The organism is Bacteroides luhongzhouii (genome assembly GCF_009193295.2).
In the GTDB taxonomy this organism is placed as follows: domain Bacteria; phylum Bacteroidota; class Bacteroidia; order Bacteroidales; family Bacteroidaceae; genus Bacteroides; species Bacteroides luhongzhouii.
The window spans coordinates 2,958,882-2,983,136 of sequence record NZ_CP059973.1 but is presented as its reverse complement, the minus strand read 5'-3'; the positions used below and the strand labels follow the sequence as shown (position 1 = coordinate 2,983,136).

The 24,255-nt window shown below is 44.4% G+C and carries 16 protein-coding genes; 4 read left to right on the top strand and 12 right to left on the bottom strand.

Annotated features, from left to right (window positions below; translation table 11 throughout):
* From lptE to GD631_RS10555, 12 genes are all read right to left on the bottom strand, one after another.
* The gene (gene lptE, locus GD631_RS10610) at positions 1–528 is read right to left on the bottom strand and encodes an LPS assembly lipoprotein LptE (RefSeq protein WP_009039716.1); all 528 of its coding nucleotides are present in this window, start codon (positions 526–528) and stop codon (positions 1–3) included.
* Positions 515–1,756, bottom strand: coding sequence for a sigma-54 interaction domain-containing protein (locus GD631_RS10605; RefSeq protein ID WP_143258493.1), 1,242 nt, complete (start codon positions 1,754–1,756; stop codon positions 515–517). Before GD631_RS10605 ends, lptE begins: the two co-directional genes overlap by 14 nt.
* 9 nt (positions 1,757–1,765) lie before the next feature.
* Entirely contained in the window at positions 1,766–2,860 is a 1,095-nt protein-coding gene (pdxA, locus tag GD631_RS10600; RefSeq protein WP_143258182.1) for a 4-hydroxythreonine-4-phosphate dehydrogenase PdxA, read from the bottom strand.
* Between the two features lie 4 nt (positions 2,861–2,864).
* Complete coding sequence (locus tag GD631_RS10595; RefSeq protein WP_143258181.1) at positions 2,865–3,905, bottom strand: DUF4837 family protein; 1,041 nt, start codon at positions 3,903–3,905, stop codon at positions 2,865–2,867.
* Positions 3,906–3,923: 18 nt separating this feature from the next.
* On the bottom strand, positions 3,924–4,958 hold the full coding sequence (gene rlmN, locus GD631_RS10590) for a dual-specificity RNA methyltransferase RlmN (RefSeq protein ID WP_143258180.1): 1,035 nt from the start codon (positions 4,956–4,958) through the stop codon (positions 3,924–3,926).
* 103 nt (positions 4,959–5,061) lie between these two features.
* Positions 5,062–8,415, bottom strand: a complete 3,354-nt coding sequence (locus GD631_RS10585; RefSeq protein WP_143258179.1) for a DUF4062 domain-containing protein — start codon at positions 8,413–8,415, stop codon at positions 5,062–5,064.
* A gap of 218 nt (positions 8,416–8,633) precedes the next feature.
* The gene (locus GD631_RS10580; RefSeq protein ID WP_143258178.1) at positions 8,634–10,775 is read right to left on the bottom strand and encodes a peptidylprolyl isomerase; all 2,142 of its coding nucleotides are present in this window, start codon (positions 10,773–10,775) and stop codon (positions 8,634–8,636) included.
* Between the two features lie 119 nt (positions 10,776–10,894).
* The gene (locus GD631_RS10575; RefSeq protein ID WP_143258177.1) at positions 10,895–12,151 is read right to left on the bottom strand and encodes a hemolysin family protein; all 1,257 of its coding nucleotides are present in this window, start codon (positions 12,149–12,151) and stop codon (positions 10,895–10,897) included.
* A 53-nt stretch (positions 12,152–12,204) separates the two neighbouring features.
* Positions 12,205–12,819, bottom strand: a complete 615-nt coding sequence (lptC, locus tag GD631_RS10570) for an LPS export ABC transporter periplasmic protein LptC (protein WP_185911437.1) — start codon at positions 12,817–12,819, stop codon at positions 12,205–12,207.
* Positions 12,820–12,862: 43 nt separating this feature from the next.
* Complete coding sequence (locus GD631_RS10565) at positions 12,863–14,188, bottom strand: hypothetical protein (RefSeq protein ID WP_143258176.1); 1,326 nt, start codon at positions 14,186–14,188, stop codon at positions 12,863–12,865.
* Between the two features lie 65 nt (positions 14,189–14,253).
* Positions 14,254–15,567: a BamG family beta-barrel-assembly machinery protein gene (gene bamG, locus GD631_RS10560; protein ID WP_143258175.1), complete on the bottom strand. Its 1,314-nt coding sequence runs from the start codon at positions 15,565–15,567 to the stop codon at positions 14,254–14,256.
* Complete coding sequence (locus tag GD631_RS10555; RefSeq protein WP_185911640.1) at positions 15,554–16,342, bottom strand: type III pantothenate kinase; 789 nt, start codon at positions 16,340–16,342, stop codon at positions 15,554–15,556. Before GD631_RS10555 ends, bamG begins: the two co-directional genes overlap by 14 nt.
* A gap of 409 nt (positions 16,343–16,751) precedes the next feature.
* On the opposite strand from GD631_RS10555, the gene lnb reads away from it, so the two are divergent.
* The 4 genes from lnb to GD631_RS10535 all read left to right on the top strand — a co-directional run bounded on the left by lnb (position 16,752) and on the right by GD631_RS10535 (position 24,246).
* Positions 16,752–17,939, top strand: a complete 1,188-nt coding sequence (lnb, locus tag GD631_RS10550; RefSeq protein ID WP_143258174.1) for a lipoprotein N-acyltransferase Lnb — start codon at positions 16,752–16,754, stop codon at positions 17,937–17,939.
* A complete protein-coding gene (locus tag GD631_RS10545) occupies positions 17,939–19,513 on the top strand; it encodes an alkaline phosphatase family protein (RefSeq protein WP_143258173.1) in 1,575 nt (524 codons plus the stop codon). Before lnb ends, GD631_RS10545 begins: the two co-directional genes overlap by 1 nt.
* 196 nt (positions 19,514–19,709) lie before the next feature.
* On the top strand, positions 19,710–23,027 hold the full coding sequence (gene secA, locus GD631_RS10540; RefSeq protein WP_143258172.1) for a preprotein translocase subunit SecA: 3,318 nt from the start codon (positions 19,710–19,712) through the stop codon (positions 23,025–23,027).
* 112 nt (positions 23,028–23,139) lie between these two features.
* A complete protein-coding gene (locus tag GD631_RS10535; RefSeq protein WP_143258171.1) occupies positions 23,140–24,246 on the top strand; it encodes a DUF6340 family protein in 1,107 nt (368 codons plus the stop codon).
* Positions 24,247–24,255 lie beyond the last annotated feature (9 nt).

Sequence of the window (24,255 nt, the reverse complement as noted above, 5' to 3'; positions counted from 1 at the left end):
TTACCAGTTTGCTACAGTTGCATTAAAAATTTGGTCAGTGATCTCTTTAGACATTTCAGCAATCAATCCGTCCTGTACGGCAGTCAGCAACTGGGTAGAGTCGTAGGTACGGAACGCAGAAAACTGTTGTTCAAAGTCTTCGGCATGATTGGTGTTGTTGACAAAACGTACATTGACGGTGATAGTCAACTTCGTCTCCGAAGAGTAACCGTCGGCAGATACTGCCTGGTTGTACTGATTGTATCCTGTGATTTCTCCATCAATCTGCAAGTCGGCATTCTGATTCGGCTTGAGCAGTTGCAGACGGGTCTGCCGGATGAAGATATCTTTCAGGTCCTCATTGAACTTGGTTGCCAACGGGGCATACACATACTCCGACTTGATCGGGAAGTCGGCTATCGAAATGGTCTTTACCTTATCATAATTGATAGACGATCCGTTAAACTTATAGGAAACAGTGCACGCAATGACTACCAACGGCAAGCCGAACAGTAACAAAGGACGTATTATTTTCTTAATCCAATTCATATTCTTTTATTTTTCTATAAAGTGTACGCTCGGAAATGTTCAAGTCCTTGGCCGCGCTCTTTCGCTTTCCATGATGCCTCTCAAGTGCTTTGCGTATCATTTCTTTCTCCACTTCGTCTAGTGACAAAGGAGATTCTTCTACATATTCTTCCGTGTCTTGTATGTCATCATCATCCTTGCAAACCGTAGGCTGCATGGTATGAATGATAGCAGGTACCGAAGGTTGATGCGCCGTCACTACCGGAGTAGTAACCACCGTTCCCATTTGTCCTACCTGCCCCACCTGTCCGGCACGTTCCGCCATCAGGTTGTGCACCATCTTCTTCAGCTCCGCCACTTCCTGGCGCATGTCGAACAGAACAGAATAAAGAATCTCCCGTTCGCTCTCAAAGCCTTTACTTTCACGCGTTCCCATCAGTGCGGGAAGACGTTGCGTATTTTGTGCGGGAAGATAATTCTGCAAGATAGCTGCTGAGATCTCCCTGTTGGTTTCAATGATAGATATTTGCTCGGTGATGTTCTTCAACTGACGCACGTTTCCGGGCCACGGGTAAGCCAGTAACTCTTTCTTTGCATCTTCTGTCAGCTGGATAGCAGGCATCCGGTATTTCTCTGCAAAGTCTGCGGAAAACTTACGGAACAACAGGAGCACATCGTCTCCACGTTCACGCAAAGGAGGAATCTGGATAGGCACCGTATTCAACCGATAATATAAATCTTCACGGAAACGTCCTTCTGCAATCGCTTGTGTCAGATTGACATTGGTAGCTGCCACCACACGCACATCCGTTTTTTGCACTTTGGACGAACCTACTTTCATAAACTCGCCACTCTCCAATACACGGAGCAAACGTGCCTGGGTAGACATCGGCAACTCTCCTACTTCATCAAGAAAAATAGTACCACCGTCGGCTTCGCCAAAGTACCCTTTCCGTTCGCCAATCGCACCGGTAAACGCACCTTTCTCATGTCCGAACAGTTCGGAGTCAATCGTACCCTCCGGAATAGCGCCACAGTTGACAGCAATATACTGTCCGTGCTTCCTCCGGCTATATTGATGAATAATCTGCGGAAAACTTTCTTTTCCGACTCCACTTTCTCCGGTAATCAGCACAGACAAATCGGTAGGAGCTACCTGAATGGCAACATCTATAGCGCGCGACAATGCTTCGGTATTTCCAATAATACCGAAACGCTGTTTCACTTGTTGTATCTCTGCTTTTATCATCACTTGTTTTTAATCTTCGTCCACTGTATCCAGTTTCAGTTTATCACTATCGTCACGTTTCTCGTAATATTGTTTACGCAACGGATTGGCACGAGCCACTTTTTCACGCTGACGATTACGGAACACGTCGATGGCAACATAGATTGCCTGACGGAAAGAATCTTCACAAGCCATCCCCTTGCCTGCAATGTCATAAGCCGTTCCATGAGCCGGAGAAGTACGTACTACCGGCAGGCCTGCCGTATAGTTCACCCCGTCTTCCATGGCCAATGCCTTGAACGGAGCCAGCCCCTGATCGTGATACATCGCCAGGATACCGTCAAAATGAGTATAATTGCCTGAACCCATAAAGCCGTCGGCCGCATAAGGACCGTAGCAAAGGATTCCTTTCTCTTCCATTTCTTTCATGGCAGGGATAATCACTTCCTGTTCTTCCATTCCCAACAAACCACCGTCTCCGGCATGAGGATTGAGAGAGAGCACCGCAATACGCGGAGCGCCGATACCGAAATCCTGTTTCAAGCAACGATGGAATATCATCAGTTTCTCCTGAATCAGTTCTTTGGTAATCGTAGTCGCGATCTCCCTGACAGGGATATGCGTCGTCACCAGAGCCACCCGGAAGTCATTTTTCATCAAAATCATCAATGATTTATCACCATTGCCCAAACGTTCTTCGATATATTCCGTATGTCCGGGGAATGAGAATTCTTCCGACTGAATCGTATGTTTGTTGATCGGAGCTGTTACGATAACGTCTATCAACCCTTCGCGATATTCTTCGATGGCACGTTCCAAAGCTCCCAACGCAGCTTTACCGGCTTCGGGGTCGGGTTTGGAAAATTCCACTTTCACCTCATCATCCGTGCAGTTCACTACGCTCAAACGGTTGTACCCTGCTTCGCTAGCAGAGTTGACAATGCTGAAACTGGTCTGTATATCCAGCGCTTTGCGATGATAAGCCGCTACTTTCGGTGAGCCATAAATGATCGGAGTACATAGTTCCAACATCGTAGGGTCAGAAAATGTCTTAAGAATCACCTCATAGCCCACCCCGTTAATATCTCCCTGGGTGATACCTATTCTTATCTTGTTATCTTCCATGTTTTTATTTATTAGTTTGTTCCGCCTCCTTAGATGCTTCTCCCAATGGAATCTGATTCTGCTGAACTTCATTCGGAAGTTTCAGTGTATACAGAGATGCTTCCATCTGGCGTACCAGGTTGCGTTTCATTTTATCAGGTGAATAAACAAATATTTCTGCTGTAATAATTCGTTGGTTTTTCTCGTCCAGACGAGTATGAGACACATACGGACCACCCATAAAGTCGCCCTTCATACGCCACAGGCCACGTGCTTCCATGGTATAGCTGTTCTTTACATTGATCGGACGGACATCGGTCAGCAAACTATCGGTCGACATATAAACGCCTTCCTTGAATCCGGGTATATTGGCTTTCATCACGGAGTCACGTTTGTGCACAAAATATTCTTTGGTAAACGTATCCTTGTCAGTATACGGATAAGAGTACATCACGAAATTACGGTCGGCAGTACCTGTGTTGGTAGAAGCCCAGAAGAAATCCTTCCCGGTCTTTGAATTGGCCAGTTCGGCATCTATCCAAATGTCGCATCCGAACAAACTGTCCACTTTCTGCGAAATGAAATTACTGTGTTTCCCTTCCAGGAACGTAATCTGACGGTTCATTTCCGCACGGGTAAAGAAGTCGACAATCGTCTTTTTGTTCTCTTCCACAAACTTCCCAAACTCTTCTTCGTTCGGAGCCTGGATAGTCAATATCATCTGCGGATTGGCATACACGTCCTTCGCATATTTGAACGAGGCTTTCGTATATATATCCTGTATATCTACAATAATAATGTTACGTATCAACTTCAGCGTAGAATCATAATCTTTCGGCGAAGTATACATAATCCGGAAAGAAGGTTCCGACTGCGGCAAACCGGGCATATCAGAATCGAGCGCATCATGTAAAGCCCTTCCGGCAGCACGATCCCAAACACCGTGATCTACTACAACCAAAAGCTCGTAAGCACGACCACTAGAGGTGTGATTTCCTTTCAGACCACAAGACGCAACGACAAAGGCTACCAAAGCGATGCATAAAATAAAAGAGTACTTTTTCATGATGTTCGGTTTTATATATTAACTTTCATTATTTTCCTCCAGTTTCGCTGTCGAGAGCATACCGCAAGCAGCAAAAATATCTTCGCCTCTGGATGAACGGATAGTGGTGAAAAGTCCGTGTGACGTCAGATAATCACGAAAACGGGTCATCGTATCCATATCCGCTCCCTCGAGGTCTACCCCCGGTATGGCATGAAAACGAATCAGATTCACCCTGCAATCCAGTCCGCGAAGAAGTTTCAGCAACTCTTTGGCATAGACCTGCGAATCATTGAGCCCTTTAAAAACAATATATTCAAACGAAAGTCGACGTTGTTTACTAAAATCATAGTTTTTTAACAGTTCCACCATTTCGGTGATCGAAAACGCCTTTTCCGCCGGCATTAATTCAGAACGTTGAACGGTCAGCGGAGAGTGAAGGCTGATGGCAAGATGGCAGTCATTTTCTTCGATAAAACGCTGCAATCCTTTCCGCAGCCCGACTGTAGAAAGCGTGATACGCTTCGGACTCCATGCGTAACCGTAGGTAGCGGTAAGTATATCCAATGCTTTCAACACCTCATCCAGGTTATCGAGCGGCTCGCCCATTCCCATCATTACGACATTGGTCAGTTTATCCCGTTCCGGCAGCGAATAAATCTGGTTAATGATCTGGCCGGCGGTCAGGTTAGCGGTATAACCCTGTTTGCCTGTCATACAGAACTTGCAGTTCATCTTGCAACCCACTTGTGACGACACGCACAATGTTGCGCGGTCATCATCCGGTATATAAACCGATTCCACAAAATGGTTCTCACCCACTTTATAAAGATACTTCACCGTACCATCTACAGAGCGCATTTCATCTACCGGAGCTTCCGCTCCCACCTCATAGTTCTGCTTGAGCAACTCCCGGTGTTTCAATGACAAATTAGTCATATCATCAATCGAGGCTACCTTCTTTTCGTAAAGCCAGGATGCAATCTGCTTGGCAGCAAAACCGGGCATACCCAGTCTTTTTGTCAATGATTGAAGCTCTACAAGAGTCATTCCTAAAAGGGGATATTTAGACATTCTTCTTTCTGTTGATGGTTTATATTTGCAAATGTAAGGAAATAAAGTCGATTTCCGTATAACGGGAATGTAAAAGTTAACAAAAAAGGGAAGTATGCCTCCGTTATGATTCAACCACGCTGATATATTGAAGTAGCTTTTGCGCCACTTCAGAGTCCTTTCCATTCTTTTTCACTTCATGACCGTACGCTTCACGAAAACAAGCCAGCGCATCTTCCTGTTCATTACAAAAACTGTGTAACACCCCTAGATTCTGACAAGCCAGAACCGTCTGTCTGTCCTCCCATCCAAAAGATTTCTTTCGCAATTCAAACTCTCTGAAGAAAGCCTCTTTCGCCATTGGATAATTCTCCATCTTCGCATAAGCCTGTGCTTTGTAGTAATATACCTGACAGGAAGCATCGGGATCAGCATCATCGTGAATATCCAGGGAAGTTGCGATGCGGATCACACTATCATAATCTTTACGCTCGTAATATTGCTGCATTATATCACATCTCAATGCCTCGTAGCGGACAGTCAATTCCGCCAGACGCGGTTTTTCGCTGAAAAACATTTCATGCAAAAGAGACTCACGGAAGAATAAAGTAGAAGCCTGCCCATCGCCACGTTCATTCATCATTCGTTTGAATTCTCTGCATAAATAATACAACTGTTTATGACAAGCAACTATCTGTTTTTTGTTATCTATCTGCATAGCAATGTCCAACGCCTGATTCATCAGCATCCATGCTTCATCGTATCGTTTGATATAATAAAGACATTTGCCCTGCATACACAAACATTTAGCCACTCCACCCGACAGCCTGCCATTCAAAGACTCGTGCATTTCAGCTACTTTCCGGAATTTTTCGGCAGCACTCTCTTCCTCATTCTTATAGTAATCACAATAAGCCAGGTATTCGGAAAGTTCAATGACTTCTGCCTGACTCTTCTCGTCAGCAGAAGCCGCATGATAATCAAGCGCCCTATTCAAATAGATCCCCGCTTCATTGTATTGCTCATTGTAGTAATATGCCAAAGCTAGATTCCGGCAGGTGTTGGCAATCTCCAGTTCCGGAGTCGGTACAATGTTTTCCTGCATCACTAATGCTTTCAGAAAACAGTCGCATGCCATTTCGTATTCTTCATTACGGGCATACCGGCATCCCTCATTCATCTTCAATACCGATCTGGCAATTGGTGGGATGGCAGCGCCTTCCATACTCTTCTCACTCACAGCAGCCGCTGCCTCCGTCAGATGGAAAGAACTGCTCAAGAAAGTAGCCATATCATTAGCAATGACAGGAATTAAAAAAGAATCAACCTCATCAAAGTCCAATTCGGCATAGACTTCAGGCGTAATGCCAGGATTGTCATTCATGATCGCCTTCCAGCTATCTTCCAACAGAGAACGATTCGTGCGATACAGAATCTCGAAAATCTCCACATCACAAATCCAATCCTTCAATAAATCCCATTCTTGCATCTTATAGCATTGATAGGTAATCTCCACTTTATAGCGATACGAATCATGGTAGCAGAACTGTTTCATGCGATAGTTATAATCGGCAAAAGTCAACGGATGGGAAAGGATCTCTTCCTCATCCAGCAGAGCGGAAATAATTTCATGCCGACTATCATCTATACATTCTTCATCTTGAGCGAAACAGCGTTCAATCGCCTCTACCATTTGTGTGTCACCAATGCAATATCGCCCTCCTTTGTTGGTGAGCCAGCTACTCATTTCCACTCTCAACTGTGACCAAAGTATCTGATTAATGCCTGCCATGCTCTTTACTTCATCTTCGGTAAATCCTTCTAAAGTAAGTGAGAGCATCAGAAGCGTTCTTCCAATCTCTTCGAAACCATAATCAGCCGACAAACGCCGAAGCACACTGTCGTAGAACTGCTCAATCTCATTGAGCCGGCAATATCCACTCATATATTCATTCAGAGCATCATACTGACCGAACGAAACCAACTCGTTGAGCAATACACTTAAACAGCGCGGTTGTTTGGCCAGCACCCACGAAGCAAGAATATCTTCCTGCTGTGCGGACAAGACCTTGGAGTAAGTAGACAGATATTGTTTTGAGAACGACTTGGCATCCGCTTGTGAAAAACCATTCAACTGGAAATGAACGTAACCATTCCGAACAAAGGGCAGGTAGGCGGTGGATGACGCAGAAAAGCTCAACACGACTTTTACGTTCGAGGGAATAGATGCAAATAAAGAAAACAGGGATGCTTCAGTCGGATTCAGATAACTGATGTCATCAATCAACAGAATGATAGGATATCTTGATGCACCCAGCGCACTCCACAACTGACTGAACTTTTGGATAGAATTCAAATCCTCTTCAATCTCCTTGAGGTTCCGAAGTGTGTTCCCCGCAAAAGTGTTCAAGCCAGCATCTCCCATCAAAACCGAATTTTTCACGATGTCCATGATGGATTTGGCAGTGCTCTGGGTCGAGTCCAGTTCTTTTGATACTTCAGCCGCAAACAAATTTTCTTCACCTAAAGATTGATGTTTGAGTGCGTTCTGGCATTTTGAGGCTAACATTCTCGCCAACGTTTCCGGATAAGAAGACAATGTAGTACTATCCAAGCGATGATAGATGGGAATCATCGGCATATCATTGTTCACCAAATCGCTCCAATGAGCCAATAAAGCGCTCTTGCCAAGACCACAATCGCCCGTTACCACCAAACATCGCTGCTCATCCGCTGCCAAAAAGTCAGCAAACGCCTGATCTGCTTCTGGTATGGAGTGATAATTGAATAAGAGTTCATTGCGTGTCAGTTGTTCTTGCAATGCTTGATTATCTTCAACGGTCAGTATATCTGGAAACTCCCGTTCAAGCAATTCCGTGAAAGCACCTTCCACAAGGTTACACAACTGCTCGGGCGAGTCATACTCTTGCACAGGATAACGATCTTGCTGCAAAATACGTTCTTTAAGACGTTTCAGTTTAAGAGACTCCTCTTTAGGGCAAGACAGCTCATCATCTGCCGACTGTTTTATATAAAAATAGGCATGTAACGGATTGGGATTGCGCAGTACACCAAACTGCATTTCAATTTCCGTCACACTTAAATGATGATTCAAGTCATCTTCTATCCAACGATATTCCAAGCTGTCATTGAAAGTTTGAGATAAGTCCTCATAATTGGGGCACCATCCATAGCGGTCGCCTACCATACCAATGAAGAAAGGCCGGGAGTTAACTATTTCTTTCAGGCATATTTCAACAACCTTGCCACTTTTCGCATCTTCTTCTGTGATTCCCCAGCGCAAATCAACCAATGAAACGGTGGCACCACGGCTGGCAGCCTTTACTTGCAAACCCTTAAAGAGTTTGACTAATGCAGAACGTTCCATTTCCATGTCTCTGAACGTTGACGAAAGGAACACACGAATAACACGTGAATTTTCAGCGGGAACTGAATACTGGGCTAGTTGTTTTGTCATAATATAGATTCGTATTAGTTAATAAAGTATTTCGCAAAGCCTATTGATAAAGATTGGCAAGATATGGAAATTTAATCAGATAACAAAGATCATAAACGAATAAACGAAAAAACGAAAATAAAAAAGGCACGGATTACACGGATTTCGTGGTTCTCTCATAAGTTTAAACCACGTAAATCCGTGTAATCCGTGCCTAATATCTATTACTTGCTAATTGTTTAGAAGAACAAGAAGCGAGTATCTTTTACGTTAGCTTTCAGATACAAGTCGTTCATCAGACGGCTGGCGAAACGTGCGTGCATGTTAGTCAGCGTAGCTTCTTCTGCTTTTGCGTCGAATGTCTCGTTCAGTTTGTCCTTACCGTATACCTGCAATACAAATACTCCGGCATTACCTTTGATAGGAGCGCTCAACTGATTTACTTCAGCTGCAGAAGCATAAGCACCTACCAACGGTTCGCTGCTGCGCAATGCTGATACGTATGCAGGAGCTGCAAAAGTAACCATCTTCAAAGAGTCGCTGACTGCATTAGCCATCTCTTTGTACTGGTTGAATGAAGTTGCATTGGCAGCTTTCATGTCAGCCATAATCTTTTCAGCTTTCTTATCTTTCACAATTTCAGCTCTCAACTGATCCTGTACTGCTTTCAACGGACGGTATCCTTCCGGCTTAATGCCTACCAGACCTACTACTATCATGTGATCGCTTTCGCCACATTCGTACAAGCCGGAAACTTCACCCGGTTTTGCTTTATCAAATGTCCATCTCAACGCTTCTTTTGTACCTCTTACACCACCGATGTTGTGTTCAGAACTGCTCAAATCCATTCTGTCGAGCAATCTGTAACCGGCTTCTTCAGCGTTAGCTACCATCTTCTCTACGCTAGGATTAGCTGCGATAAACTGGCTGAAATCATTATAAGCACGATTGTAAGTTTCTTTGCTGAACTCTACTTCGCGTTTGATAACAGCTACTTTATATTTGTTTTTTGTAGACTTCTTGTTCGTCACCTGAAGAATTACGTTTGCTTGTCCCATCGGCAAGTTTACCAATTCGTTTACACCTGCATTGTTGATAGCAGAAATAAATTTCAGGTTATCACCGTCTATCTGTGCACCTTCATATTGTGCAGAAGTAAGCCAGTTTGCATCACCTGTCTGACCATATTTCTTTGCCAGATCCACGAAGTTAGCTCCCCCTTTGATTGCGTTATAGATGCTGTCGGCCAATGTCTTTGTCTTCACAGCGTCTTCTGCGTATACCTGAATCTGACGGAATTCGACAGAGTCGGCAGCAACAGCTTTAGCAACTACTTTGAAAGAGTTGATTGTATTGTCGGCACCATTATAGTAAGGACCATAAATAGCACCTACAGAAACAGAGTCCAAACGTGCGGCTACATCTGACGGGAAAGCTGTTTTGTTATAGAACAAGTCTGTATAAGGAGCTTCCGAGCCAACTGAACGGATAAAAGAAGTATAGTCATCCGTAGTAGTAGCCAACTGTGCAGTAGCTTCGTCTACTTCTTTCTGGATAGCTGCTCTGTCTTCAGCACTTGCAGTCACCTGTACATCAATGTACTTGATGTCACGAGTTTCCTGATATTGCTTGAATTGTTCTTTCTTCTTGTTATACAAGTCTTTCAGTTCCGATTCTTTCACTACGATTGTAGAGTCTACTACAGAAGAGTAAGGAATACCAGCCATCAACACGTTGTATTGGTTCACTCTTGCATCGAAAGCATCCTGTGCTTCCACCGGATTAGAAAGAAGAGCTTTAGACACTAATGCCTGATACTTTTCTGCCAAACGGCTTTCAATCAGCGTCTTTTGGATGAATGACCAGTATTTATACATATTGTTGTATTGTTCAGCATACTGTGCCGGCATTTGTGATTCGCTCATCTTGGCGTATTCCACGAGGAATTTGTTCAACATATCTTTGTCGAAGTTTCCTGTTTGCGGATTCTGGAAAGGAGTTTGTCTCAACAAAGGATGAACGCCTGCTTTCAGGATGTCTTGGATTTCAGCTGTAGAAACAGTCAGTCCCAGTGCTTTTGCTTCTTTTTCAATCAGTTTATTGTTTACGTAGGAACGCCATACTTCATCGCGCACCTGATTGGTTTGTTCGTCATTCAAGGCGGTCACCCCACGCATGAGTTTCACCACTTCGGTATATTCTTCTACCAAATTCTGATACTCTTGAGCGGAAAGAGCGTCTCCGTTCACCTCACCTACGTCATGTGCCTGATGCGGCTGCATCACCTTCCATGCGTCACCCGCAATAAAAGCAAACAGCGCCAAGCCGATAACAATCACCAATAGAGGTCCTTTCGACCTAATGTTTTGTAACGTTGCCATTTTGATTAATATGATTTATGTTTATTATTATTTCTTTCTTTTGTCGTTTTAGCGCACGAAGATACAAAAAATGCTAATATGCATCTATTTATTAGCTAAAAATTTCTTGATTATCGTCATTATTCCAAGACTTTTAATCGCACGAGTTCTATTTTTGTCGCTGTGACCTTAATTATCTTGAATTGATAACGTCCTACCCGGACCACTTCATGCAACTTCGGAAAGCTCTGATATTGGTTCAGAATCAACCCTCCTACTGTCAGATAATCATCCGACTCGGGCAAGTCGAGTCCGAACGTCTCATTGACTTTTTCTATCTCCAAGCGGGCGGACAACACATACTCGCGTTCGTCGATTTGCTTGCTGATATAGGAAGTATTATCGTGCTCGTCTTCTATATCTCCAAAGATTTCTTCAACGAGGTCTTCCAGAGATACGATGCCGGACGTACCGCCAAATTCATCCACCACTACGGCAATCGTTTTCTTTTGCTGCATAAAGAGCTTCATCAGCTTGTTGGCGGACATTGTTTCGGGCACAATCGGGACTTGTGTCACATTCTCATGCCAGTTTTTCGGGGCACGGAACATTTCCGACGAATGGATGTAGCCGACTACGTTGTCGATATTCCCGTCATACACGATTATCTTGGAGATTCCGGATTCTATGAAGCGGCTTTTCAGCTCGTCCAGTGAAGTGGTCAGATCGACTGCCACCACTTCGGTACGAGGAACGATGCAGTCGCGGATTTTTATGTTCGAGAAGTCGAGGGCGTTCTGGAAGATTTTCACTTCCGTGTCCAGTTCTTCTTCATTTTCGGCATTATCAATGCTGCTTTGTACAAAATAGTCCAGGTCTACTTTTCCAAAAGCCCTGTCGGACGCATCTTTATTGACCTTCATACCAAAGACACGAAGGAACAAACACGACAAGCCGGAAGACAGTTTAGAGATAGGATATAGAACGACATAACAAACAATGAGCGGAATGGCAAAAAGATTCAAAACCAGATTGGGATTGATTTTGAATAATGTTTTCGGTAAAAACTCTCCGGTCACCAAAATAATCAGGGTAGAAATAATGGTTTGCGCCAACACCATCAGAAAATGATTGTCGATGAATCCCGCCAGCAGATTGTCGCCGATAATCTGCGCCATCAGGATACCATAGATTACCAGCGCGATATTATTCCCCACCAGCATGGTAGAGATAAATTCATTCGGGTTCTTGAAGAAGATAGAAAGGATGCGGGACGTAATTCCCCCCTTACGTTCCATCTCAAAACGCAGTTTGTCTACCGACACAAAGGCAATCTCCATTCCTGAGAAGAAGGCGGAGAAGACCATGGTGATGATTAGAGAGATATAAATATTCATAAGTTTTGATTTACGATCAGACGATTTACGAGGTACGATTGATATGACTTCGCCTATTTCGCAGCATCTTTATTCACAGAATCCGGCAGTGCTTTTGTTTCCGGTTGGGGCGGGCCGCCCGCGTCCTCGTCCACATAGAAAATTCCTCCAATATTGCGGATGGTGTATATGGTCATTTGCTGGTTCGAGTCGAAGCCATGTCCTGTAATAATTCGGTCCGGTTGCTGGATACGTATAAACTTGTCGGAATATACTTTTTGGGTGGCTTCGTTCCAGTACAGCAGTTCCGTATTAAAACGCTCTCCTTTGCGGTTCTGTATATCCACATTCCCTATCAGCTTCCAAAGCCTTTCTTTGTCATAATAGTAGGCAGTATCCGCTTTGATACTGGCTTCTATATGAAAGATAGAGTCGAACTGTTCCAGGTATACTCCTTTTTCAAAGGCCCAATAGGAAGGCTTTTTACGGTCGTACATCATCCACTCTTCCGTATTCACCCTATAACGTGTCACTCCGGAATCGGAAATAAGAGTGGTGACTCCCAATGTTGTCATCACCGGAAGAGAATCACGTTCTGTGATAGCCTCGCCCATAGCTTTCTTCTTTCCGCCACAGGAAGATAATAAAAGAAGCATAACAATCACCCCGGAGGTGATTGTTATGCTCATGCTTTTATGCAATAAACGGTTTCTTCGTTTTCGCAACATACATTTATCTAATCGTTGTAGTCTCTCCTATCCAACCGCCGATAGTGATGCGGTCGCCTTGCTTGTAACCCAACATAAACAGGTCTTTAGCTTGCGGAGTATGACCAGAATATCTACCGATCAATTTGTTAGCTTCTTCAGCTACGCTCGGATCTACTTGTTTTGCACGTTGCAGTTTGTCGATTACTGCAAAATAAGTACACTTGTTCAAAGCCGACTCGTCGCTCCAGTTAGGACTCATTGCATAAAGATTAGCAATCAGGATGTATGGAGCACCGTAGTTTTCGTTAAAGCCAATTGCTTTTTGGCAATATGCTCTTGCTTGAGACAGTTTTTTGGCAGAAGCCAATACTGCTGCGGCAGCGTATGCTTTTTCAGCTTTCTTCAGATTGTCTGTTTCGAGGTTCACTGCTTCGTCAAAGAATTTCACTGCACCATCGACATCACCTTTCTTAAATGCCTGATAAGCACATCCGGTAGCAGCTTCTGCACTAGGTTCTATCTTGTAAACATAGAAAGCAGCCTGTTGATAAGCATCGCTTTCAGTACATTTCATCATTTTCATGATGTCGATCACTTTCTTCAAGTAAGCCAAGTCAGTTTGGTTAGCTTCTACTTTCGGTCCATAGATGCTTTGCAGTGATTCGCAATCAGCCGTTCCGCTGTTTACAAACAAAGCAACCAGGTTATCTTTAATGCCCAGCAGAGGTTTCTTCTTTGCTTCATTAGTTTCATTAGCAATAGCTGTGTCTACATATTCAGAAGCAGCCAGATAATCCTGAATGAACTGTTCTTTATGATTCGGGTCAGTTTTCAATTTATCCAAAGACATTTGCAGGAAATAGAAGATAGTCGCACCTGCTGATTCGCCTTTCACAGCGTTCACTGACTGGCTCAACCATTGGTAAGCCTGATTAACGTCAATCTTCGGAGCGAAAGCGATGTAATCTACCGCTTTGATACCCAGAGCTTCGTCAACAGAAGATACTTTTGTACCTTTAGACAAGAATTCATCCGTGTACTTCATACGCAAGTCGTGCGTATTCATCAGTTCATTAAAATATTTCTGATATTCCGCACTATTTCGATCCTTGATTTGTCCCATCAAGCCTTTCAGAATTTTATATCCATCAGTAAAGGTATAGAAACGAAGCGTCGGACAGTTTTCCAACACAGCTTTCCAAGGAGTATACGCATCTTTAAAATTGCCAGCACGCACAGCTTCATGCGAGATACTACTGTTCGAGTTACAGTTAGACGCATCCTGTGCCACCACAGTGGTTGCTCCAGCCGAAAGGAACAACATAGCCACAAGCGTTTTAATTTTCATTGTATCTAAATTTTAGTTGTTATTATTATAGTCGTCTATTCTTTCTCTTCTTACATTCATCTCAATTACTCGACTCTGCGCTTGAAGAACCAACGTTCGTTGAACGTCAATCCGATGCTTACGCGAAAGATATTTTCGTTTACAAAGGTCGATTCCTGTCCACTTACACGAACAAACTGTCCGCTGATGCTAAGGATGGAACGGGAACGAGGCACAGGCAGACCGAAACCGGCAGTTACGCCATATTCGCGGGCTGCGTCTTTATCGCCAATCTTATAATACGGAGTCGTATAATAAGCTCCCAAACGATATTTGATGTGGGATAAATAGGAACGTCCAATCAAATTTGGAATATATTCCGCACCCACAGATATTTTATGACGGTCGCAATACGTATATGTTTCACCAAATTCTTCACGTACAGCACCATCCGATGTATTTACGCCAAACTTAGCTTTTGACCACTGCTGCAAACTATAATCCGCACCGACAGTCAAGCGTTTGTCATAGTTATAAGTAAAGCCGACGCCAAAAGTATTAGGCACACTAAGTGTAGCATCCGGGTTCAAGGTGGTAGTAGAAACAGCTGTACCCGTAGAGTTTGATACCATTTGCGTCGTTACACTATAATCATTGCCCAGTTTCAATTCCGGAGAATACACCGCTCCGATTGTTACTGAGTGTTTTTTGTCAATATCCAATGTATATTGTGCTCCAAAATCAAGCTTATAGGCCGATACTGATGCTATCGATTGTTGATTATAATTATAAGCACCTGATACACTTGGGAAATAAACAACACGTGAGCGGTTTATATCTCCCCAAAAGTAAGAAGCATTCACACCTACCGAAAGGTTTTTAAGTACCTTCACACCCAATCCGGCATATAATTGGTGCAAACCTCCATCGCCAGTATAACTTCTGGCATAATCAGCAGTATTACCGGTAGCAGGATCAGTTGCAGCCTGTGTATCCGAGACAGAATATCCCACATTGGAGAACGGCAATAATCCGATACTCATCGCTATCCTCGGATGCAAACGGAATTGCATAGCCAGATAGTCAAAACTAGAGTTTTTAGCGTTCAGCTTCACACCTCCACCACTAATATTCATATTTTGCAGGCTGACGCCTCCTTCAAAAATGAACGTCAACGAGTCAATGGCTGTATACGAAGCAGGATTCAGCGGATTGATCTGCGCTCCATCCCGAAGTCCAAAAGCAATTCCCCCCATCGCCTTGCTATTACCGAAACTCTGATCGGATAAGTCGCCATAGCCATATCGTGTATAAGGAGAGTTTGTATTATTTTGAGCGATTGCCATTCCGGTAACCATCGTGAGCAAAAGCGCACAAAGTGTGTGTTTAAATCCTACCATTATTATAGTTTAAAATTCTATTTAATCCTTTCAACACTAAAAATCTATCTGCAAAGATGATACTTTTTACGCTGCTATCAAAAGAAAAATCATCTCCGCCCGTTAAAAAAACCAAAAGTTCAGGATATTTATGCTTCATAGACTCAATATAACCTGAAATTTCGTATTCCATCCCTTTCATCACTCCGGCACGTATAGCCGTTTCGGTGTCCCGCCCCATCGGGAGTTTGCGCCCGTTGGTGTCCACCAGAGGCAAACGTCCGGTAAACTGATGAAGTGCCTTGAAACGCATCTGCATACCGGGAGAAATATTACCGCCGTGATACTGACCTTTTGAGTCGATAAACTCGTAAGTAATACAGGTTCCCGCATCAATAACCAATATATCCCGATGAGGAAACTGCTCATTAGCACCCACTACGGCAGCCATACGATCATATCCCAATGTCTCGGGAGTTTCGTACAGGTTGACAACCGGAAGCGGAGTCTGATGATTGAGCCAGAGCAAAGGAAACGGCAAAGCTGCCAAATCAGCCAATACCTTTTCGCTTAAATCAATGACAGTAGCCACAATCCCCTGTTCAACCGGATATTGGAAACAAAGAGCTTTCAAGCAACCCAGCGACTGATTGGATTCAGTAACTACATCCACCATTTCTCCGCCGTTGAAGAAAGCAATCTTTGCCTTTGTATTTCCTATGTCGATTATTAAATTCAAATCTTCTGGTTCTTTAGCGGGCGCAAAGGTAAAGTAAAAAAAGAAAAGTTGAAGCATAGAAGAGGAATTATCTTCTTTTTTCATTTTAGAAATTCTCAAAAACAAAAAAAATCGAACTATCTATTTTTAAATAGATCATTTATCTTTTATTGTTTATTATGTGTTCCACTTTGCGTTCGGCAAGCCTTTTTCAACAGGTCATAAACAGCTAATAAACAAAAGGTTGCGAGGAGAAAACAGCGTTCCAGAAAGCGTTTCACTATTTTGTAATCAATTTTCCGTTCAGACAAAAACATTATTTCGCCCGAACAGCGACTCTATTTGAGGAAAACAGAGCCTCTGTTTAAGCTATATAGAACCTCTGTTTGCATGAAATAGAGCTTCTATTCCGATAAAACAGAACCACCGTTTTCCCGAATCCAACAATTCTTCATATATTTGCCACCAAAATAAAACGGACCTGCTAATGAAACGGTTTTTCTTATATACGATCTTCTCCTTCTTCCTGTTGCTTCCGTCCGCCGGACAAGCATCTGCCAACAGCAATGACTCCATTCGTTTGAGCCTGCTGACTTGTGCTCCCGGAGAAGAAATATATTCCCTGTTCGGACACACTGCCATCCGCTATGAAAATCCTTCACAAGGGATTGACGTTGTGTTCAATTACGGATTGTTCAGTTTCAACACTCCCAATTTCATCTTTCGCTTCTCGCTTGGAGAAACTGACTACCAACTGGGAGTGACGGATTATGAGCATTTTGCGGCAGAATACGCATTCTACGGACGCAGCGTGTGGCAGCAAACGCTGAACCTGACCGATGAAGAGAAAACAGGATTAATCCGGTTATTACAAGAAAATTATCGTCCGGAGAACCGGGTGTATCGTTATAATTTCTTTTACGATAATTGCGCCACCCGCCCCCGGGACAAGATCGAAGAAAGCATCGCAGGAAAGGTGGTTTATCCGGCAGAGCCGCAGGATGGTTCGCGCACTTTCCGTGACATCGTGCATCAATATTGTAAAGGACATCCGTGGGCGCGCTTCGGCATCGATCTCTGCATCGGAAGTGAAGCCGACCAACCCATCACACAACGCCAGATGATGTTTGCTCCTTTCTATTTGATGGATGCCTTTGACGGCGCACAGATTAAAAACGACTCTATCCAGCACCCGCTCATAACATCTAACAAGCTGGTAATCGACGTCACTCCCGAAGCGGATGAAAGCGGCCGGATGCCTACGCCGCTCCAATGCTCGTTACTGTTATTTATACTGACAGCCGCCGCCACGATCTATGGCATCCGCCGGAGAACCGGATTATGGGGAATCGACCTCTTTCTTTTTGGTATGGCAGGTATCGTGGGATGCGTCCTCGCCTTCCTCGCCCTCTTCTCCCAACACCCGGCAGTCAGCTCCAATTTCCTGTTACTAGTATTCCATCCGGGACAACTTCTTTTCCTTCCATACATTATATATTGTGTCCGAAAAGGGAAGAAATGCTGGTATTTGACCTTGAATCTGGTTGTTTTAACACTTTTTATAGTGCTTTTTCCTGTAATTCCGCAAAGATTTGACTTTGCTGTTGTACCTTTGGCACTCGTTTTGCTGATACGTTCAGCGAGCAATTTGATTGTGACATCTAAAAAGAAATAATGAAAGGACTACTAACTTCCCTCATCACCGTACTGACTTTCACCGGGCTACAGGCCCAGTCACTGCCTTCTGCCCCTAAATTAGTGGTAGGGCTGACTATTGACCAATTGCGTACGGACTATCTGGAAGCGTTTTCGTCACTTTATGGTGAGAAAGGCTTCAAACGTCTTTGGAAAGAGGGAAGAGTGTTCCATAACGCCGAATATACCTTCTGCGGCGTAGACCGTGCTTCTGCCATCGCAGCCATTTACAGCGGCACGACGCCTTCCATGAACGGAATCATCTCCCAACGATGGATGGACGCCTCTACCCTTCGCCCCGTCAACAGCACAGACGATACGGCATTCATGGGATATTACACCGACCAAACAGCCGCACCCACCAAATTACTGACTTCCACCATTGCCGACGAGCTCAAAATAGCGACCCAAGGCAAAGGACTCGTATATGCCATCGCCCCTGATTGCGATGCCGCAATTTTCGCAGCCGGACATGCCGGAAACGGTGCTTTCTGGCTCAATCCCAACACCGGGAAATGGAGCGGAACGACCTATTATGGAGAGTTTCCGTGGTGGGCAAGCCAATACAATGACCGGCAGGCAATCGATTTCCGTATTGCGGGCATGACATGGGAACCGATATTTCCCCGGGGCATGTACACTTTTCTGCCAGATTGGCGGGATATACTCTTCAAATATAAGTTCGATGACGACCGCAATAATAAGTACAGACGCTTCATCGCCAGCCCTTTTGTAAATGACGAAGTGAATGCGCTTGCCGAAGAAGCATTGAACAAAAGCTCCATCGGCATGGACGACATTACTGACTTATTGGCACTCACTTATTATGCAGGAAACTACGCGCATAAATCCGTACAGGAATGTGCCATGGAAATACAAGACACCTACGTGCGTCTTGACCGCAGCATTGCCGACCTGCTCGAAGCCATCGATAAGAAAGTAGGACTACAAAACGTACTTATTTTCATCACTTCCACCGGATATACGGACAGCGAATCGCCCGATTCGGGATTGTACAAAATTCCCGGCGGAGAGTTTTTTCTCAACCGTTGTGCCGCCTTGCTGAATATGTACCTGATGGCTACGTATGGCGAAGGAAAGTATGTGGAAGCTCACCACAACCAGCAGATTTATCTGAATCATAAATTACTGGAAAAGAAGGAACTGAATCTGGCAGAGGTACAGCAAAAGTCAGCAGAATTCCTGATGCAGTTCAGCGGAGTGAACGAAGCATATTCAGCCAACCGGCTGTTGTTGGGTTCATGGACGCCGGAAATTTATAAAATACGCAACGGCTACCACCGCAAACGTTCGGGCGACCTCGTAATCGACGTCCTCCCCGGATGGACCATCGTCAACGAGAACGGCGGCGAAAACAAAGTGGTACGCCATTCCTATATCCCTTCACCGCTGATTTTCATGGGACATTCCGTGAAACCGGCCATTATCTGGACACCTGTAACCATTGACCATATCGCGCCTACACTGGCACATTTTATGCGCATCCGGGCTCCCAATGCCTGTACTTCTGCTCCTATTACCGACCTACGGTAAAAATTTACTCACAAAAACAGGGAGCAAAACATAAATAAATCAGCATTTTAATGTAACTTTGCGGAGATTATTCGTCACGGAATTCATCGGTTCACACAGATTTCTTTTTCAAATCTGTGTGCGGAACGGAAAAATCAATCCGGATGAATGTGGCCCGCAATAAGAAAAAGATAAATAATAAACTAAATAATATAACATGGGATTTAATGAATTTTTAAGCTCGATTTTCGGAAACAAATCCACACGAGACATGAAAGAAATCAAGCCCTGGGTGGAAAAGATTAAAGCTGCCTACCCGGAGGTTGAGAAACTAGACAACGACGCCCTCCGTGCCAAAACGGAAGAACTCAAAAAATATATCCATGAATCGGCTACTGCCGAACGTGCGAAAGTGGAAGAGTTGAAGGCAAGCATCGAGACACTGGAACTGGAAGACCGCGAAGAAGTCTTCGCACAAATCGATAAGACAGAAAAAGAAATTCTGGAAAAATATGAAAAAGCACTGGACGAAGTACTGCCCGTTGCTTTCTCTATCGTAAAGGCTACTGCCAAACGTTTCACAGAAAATGAAGAAATCGTTGTAACCGCTACGGATTTTGACCGTCAACTGGCTGCAACAAAAGACTTCGTACGCATCGAAGGCGACAAGGCTATCTATCAGAATCACTGGGTAGCCGGTGGTAACGACACAGTATGGAACATGGTTCACTACGATGTACAGCTCTTCGGTGGTGTCGTTCTGCATAAAGGCAAGATTGCGGAAATGGCAACCGGTGAAGGTAAAACATTGGTAGCTACCCTCCCGGTATTCCTTAACGCACTGACCGGAAACGGTGTACACGTGGTTACCGTGAATGATTACCTCGCCAAACGTGACTCCGAATGGATGGGACCTCTTTATATGTTCCACGGATTGAGCGTGGATTGTATCGACCGCCATCAACCAAACTCCGACGCACGCCGTCAGGCATACCTGGCAGACATCACGTTCGGTACGAACAACGAATTCGGTTTCGACTACCTGCGTGACAACATGGCTATCAGCCCGAAAGACCTTGTACAACGTCAGCACAACTATGCCATTGTCGATGAGGTCGACTCGGTATTGATTGACGACGCCCGTACTCCGCTGATTATCTCCGGTCCTGTACCGAAAGGTGACGACCAATTGTTCGAGCAACTCCGCCCGTTAGTAGAACGCCTGGTAGAAGCACAGAAAGTATTGGCTACCAAATATCTCTCCGAAGCTAAAAAACTGATCGCATCCAACGATAAGAAAGAAGTGGAAGAAGGATTCCTCGCTTTATACCGCAGCCACAAGGCATTGCCGAAAAACAAGGCTTTGATTAAGTTCCTTAGTGAACAGGGTATCAAGGCAGGTATGCTTAAAACGGAAGAAATCTACATGGAACAGAACAACAAGCGTATGCATGAAGTTACTGACCCGCTGTATTTCGTGATCGACGAGAAACTGAATAGTGTAGACCTGACAGACAAGGGAGTAGACCTGATTACCGGTAACTCCGAAGACCCGACATTGTTCGTTCTTCCGGACATCGCCGGACAACTTTCGGAACTGGAAAACCAACATCTGACCAACGAGCAACTACTTGAAAAGAAAGATGAGCTTCTGACAAACTATGCCATCAAATCGGAACGTGTACACACCATCAACCAGCTGTTGAAGGCTTACACCATGTTCGAGAAAGACGATGAATATGTAGTGATCGACGGACAAGTGAAGATCGTAGACGAGCAGACAGGCCGTATCATGGAAGGTCGCCGCTACTCTGACGGATTACACCAAGCCATCGAAGCTAAGGAACGTGTGAAAGTGGAAGCTGCTACACAAACCTTCGCAACAATTACTCTACAGAACTACTTCCGTATGTATCACAAACTGTCCGGTATGACCGGTACTGCTGAAACGGAAGCAGGCGAACTTTGGGATATCTACAAATTGGACGTAGTCGTTATCCCGACCAACCGTCCGATAGCAAGAAAGGATATGAACGACCGCGTTTACAAGACGAAACGCGAAAAGTATAAAGCTGTTATCGAGGAAATCGAAAAATTGGTTCAAGCAGGACGTCCGGTACTGGTGGGTACTACTTCGGTAGAAATCTCCGAAATGTTGAGCAAGATGCTTACCATGCGTAAGATTGACCATAAAGTATTGAATGCGAAGTTGCATCAGAAAGAAGCGGACATCGTTGCTACCGCCGGTTTGAGCGGAACAGTAACCATCGCTACCAACATGGCTGGCCGTGGTACCGACATCAAGTTAAGTCCGGAAGTAAAAGCTGCGGGCGGTTTGGCCATCATCGGTACGGAACGCCACGAATCCCGTCGTGTAGACCGCCAGTTGCGTGGTCGTGCAGGACGTCAGGGTGACCCGGGTTCTTCTGTATTCTTCGTGTCACTGGAAGATGATTTGATGCGTCTGTTCTCATCCGACCGTATCGCCAGCGTAATGGACAAACTTGGTTTCCAGGAAGGCGAAATGATCGAGCACAAGATGATTTCCAATTCTATCGAACGTGCCCAGAAGAAAGTGGAAGAAAACAACTTCGGTATCCGTAAACGTCTGTTGGAATATGACGACGTGATGAATAAGCAGCGTACAGTGGTTTACACCAAACGTCGCCACGCTTTGATGGGTGAACGTATCGGTATGGATATCGTGAACATGATTTGGGACCGTTGTGCCAACGCTATCGAAAACAATGATTATGAAGGCTGCCAAATGGAACTGCTTCAAACATTGGCAATGGAAACTCCGTTCACTGAAGAAGAATTCCGTAACGAAAAGAAGGAAAAGTTGTCCGAAAAGACTTTCAACATTGCGATGGAAAACTTCAAACGCAAAACTGAACGCCTGGCACAGATCGCTAATCCGGTTATCAAACAGGTATATGAAAATCAGGGACACATGTACGAAAACATCCTGATTCCTATTACAGACGGTAAACGGATGTACAATATCTCCTGTAACCTGAAAGCGGCTTACGAATCCGAATCAAAAGAAGTGGTGAAATCGTTCGAGAAATCAATCCTGCTCCACGTAATTGATGAAGCATGGAAAGAAAATCTCCGCGAACTGGACGAACTGAAACATTCCGTACAGAACGCAAGCTACGAACAGAAAGACCCGCTGTTGATCTATAAACTGGAATCTGTGACTTTGTTCGACGCCATGGTGAACAAGATCAACAACCAGACCATATCTATCTTGATGCGTGGACAAATTCCTGTACAGGAAGCTCCGGACGAACAGGCTGCCCGCCGTGTGGAAGTACGTCAGGCTGCTCCTGAACAACGTCAGGATATGAGCAAATACCGCGAAAACAAAGAAAATTTGAGTGATCCAAACCAGCAGGCTGCTGCCAACCAAGATACTCGTGAACAGCAGAAACGTGAACCGGTCCGTGCAGAAAAGACAGTAGGACGTAACGATCCTTGTCCGTGCGGAAGCGGCAAAAAGTACAAAAACTGCCACGGCAAGAATCTCTAAGATAAAGAGTCAATTCACAAAAGAAAGTCTCAAACGGTTAAAAACTGTTTGAGACTTTCTTTTATTCCACCAAAATTGTACTTTTGTTCAAATTACTAAATAGAACAAAACTATGGCAAAATCTTATTCACTGGCTTTCGTCACTTTATTCCTGCTGACACTGGGCAGCTGTCAGAGTTTGGAACAGATTTCCATTGATTATCTGCAACCTGCCGACTTGAGCTTTCCTCCGCAACTTCGGAAAGTAGCTATCGTGAATAACACCAGCAACACTCCGGATAACAAACTAATAGCAGAGACTGAAAAAATCAAAGAAGGCACACCGCTGATAAGTCGTGCAACGGCATATGCCAACGGTGATCCCAAGACTGCCACCGAATCACTGGCCGAAGAAATCGCACAACAGAATTACTTTGAAGAAGTAGTCATCTGCGACTCTGCTCTACGGGCAAATGACAAACTGCCCCGCGAAAATACATTGAGCCAGGAGGAAGTCCGTCAGTTAGCTACCGACTTGGGAGTGGATTTTATCATTGCACTGGAAAACCTGCAACTCAAAGCAACTAAATCTGTCCGTTTCCTGAATGAGTTCAACTGTTTTCAGGGAGCAGTAGACGTAAAAGTGTATCCCACGGTGAAAGTGTATCTTCCCGAACGTAGCCGACCGATGACTACGCTCCATCCTAATGACAGCATCTTTTGGGAAGACTTTGGAGGTACTGCCGTAGAAGCTGCCACCCGCATGATTCCCGACAAACACATGTTAAAGGAAGCGGCGGCATTTGCAGGGACAGTTCCGGTGAAAAATCTCGTCCCTATGTGGAAAAAAGGAACACGGTATCTGTATACCGGAGGCTCGGTTCCCATGCGTGACGCTGCCATCTATATACGTGAAAATTCATGGGACGATGCATACGAACTTTGGAATCAGGCTTTCGAAGGCACCAAGAACCAAAAGAAGAAGATGCGGGCAGCTCTTAACATAGCTGTTTATTATGAAATGAAAGATAGTCTGGCTAAAGCGGAAGAATGGGCAGAAAAAGCACAGCAACTAGCCAAGAAAATCGACAAAAAGAATATCACAGATAGTGTTCAGGCCACCATCAATGATGTGTCTAATTATTATCTCACGTCCATGTATTTAGCCGAATTGAAGGAGAGAAACGCTCAATTACCCAAGTTAAAATTACAAATGAGCCGATTTAATGATGATTTTTAAGGAAATTGT